Origin of the sequence: Streptomyces sp. NPDC058964, from assembly GCF_042741275.1 — a bacterium.
Lineage (GTDB): Bacteria > Actinomycetota > Actinomycetes > Streptomycetales > Streptomycetaceae > Streptomyces.
Map to the genome: position 1 here is coordinate 1 of NZ_JBHYKH010000971.1, position 1,377 is coordinate 1,377.

Below are 1,377 nucleotides of genomic sequence, written 5' to 3' on the forward strand. Positions count from 1 at the left end.
TCGGCGCCCCGCCCCGCGGGCGCCCCCCCCCCCCCCCCCCCACGGTCGTTTGAGCGGTCGGCGCGGCGGTTACCCGCACGGCATGACCGGGGACGCGAGACGGACGGGGCGCGACGAGACCGAGGAGGAGCGCGCCGACCGGATGTGGACCGACCTGATCCAGGAGGTCCGCGTGGCCCAGACGGGCGTGCAGATCCTGTTCGGCTTCCTGCTCACCGTCGTCTTCACGCCGAAGTACGACCACCTGGCGCATACCGACAAGATCATCTATATCGTGACCGTCGTCCTCGGTTCCTGTGCCACCGGCGCCCTCATCGGGCCCGTCTCCCTGCACCGTCTGGTGTCCGGGCGGCGGGTGAAGCCCCGGGCGGTGCGGCTGGCGTCCCGGCTGACGTTCGTCGGTCTGGTCCTGCTGCTGGTCACCATGACCGCCTCGCTGCTGCTGATCCTCCGGGTGGCCACCCACGACGGTTTCGTGCCCTGGCTGGTCGCGGCCGTGGTGGCCTGGTACCTCGTGTGCTGGTACGGGCTGCCGCTGTGGGTGCGACACCGTCACACCAGCCGCTGAGGCCTGTCCCGCAGCGCCGCCAGCTGCCGGTCGTGCACCCGGCTGAGCACCACGAGCGAGAGCGTGGCCCCGATCAGCGCGCAGAACATGTCCCACTGCGTGTCCCAGGCGTCGCCCTGCGTGGCGAGGAAGGCGTCCGCGCCGTGTCCGCCGATCTCGGCCGCCGCCCACTCCAGCAGCTCGAAGCAGGCGCTGAAGGCCAGGCAGGCGCACACGGTGAGCGGGGCGAGCCAGCGGCTGCCGCGCAGCGGCGAGGTACGGCTCAGCAGCTCACGGACCAGGACGGCCGGGACGAAGCCCTGCACGAGGTGGCCGAACCGGTCGTACGGATTGCGGGCCAGGCCGAAGGCGTCGCGCACCCAGTCGCCGGCGGGTACCTGCGCGTAGGTGTAGTGGCCGCCCACCGCGAGGACCAGCGCGTGCGCGGCGAGCAGCCCGCACAGCAGTCCGGTGAGCGGGAAACGCCGCCAGGTCAGCACCACCAGCGGCAGTCCGGCCAGCACCCACACGGTCTCCAGGAACCAGGTCGTGCGGTCGTGCGCGCCCCATGCCGACAGGGCCATGCCCGTGATCACCACCCCGGCCGACAGGGTTGGCAGGGTCGGTCGGGTGGCGCGGCGCGGGGCGGGGTGCACTGCGGTCATCGGTGGGCTCCTTGTCGTGGGAGGCCCATCGTGGCGCCGGCGGACCGGCGGGGCATGAGTACGGGTACTCAGCTTGTTCTTTTTCTTCCGGCTTCGAACGCGGTCTCGTACGGGGTCGCTCACCTGGGGATTCGTCTGACGTGGAGGCGGCCTTCGTCTGATCAT

At 71.7% G+C, this 1,377-nt stretch carries 2 protein-coding genes; one reads left to right on the top strand and one right to left on the bottom strand.

What is annotated here, in order from left to right; genetic code table 11:
• Nucleotides 1–82 precede the first annotated feature (82 nt).
• Nucleotides 83–568 carry a DUF6328 family protein gene (locus ACFW2E_RS46910; RefSeq protein ID WP_384478291.1) on the top strand — a complete coding sequence of 162 codons (486 nt, stop codon included), beginning with the start codon at nucleotides 83–85 and terminating at the stop codon, nucleotides 566–568.
• Here the strand turns inward: ACFW2E_RS46910 and ACFW2E_RS46915 are convergent.
• On the bottom strand, nucleotides 553–1,212 hold the full coding sequence (locus ACFW2E_RS46915) for a DUF2238 domain-containing protein (protein WP_384478294.1): 660 nt from the start codon (nucleotides 1,210–1,212) through the stop codon (nucleotides 553–555). The genes ACFW2E_RS46910 and ACFW2E_RS46915 overlap by 16 nt on opposite strands.
• Nucleotides 1,213–1,377 lie beyond the last annotated feature (165 nt).

Coding starts and splice junctions, on each gene's coding strand:
- ACFW2E_RS46910 (WP_384478291.1), top strand. CDS start 83: ATGACCGGGGACGCGAGACGGACGGGGCGCGACGAGACCGAGGAGGAG.
- ACFW2E_RS46915 (WP_384478294.1), bottom strand. CDS start 1,212: ATGACCGCAGTGCACCCCGCCCCGCGCCGCGCCACCCGACCGACCCTG.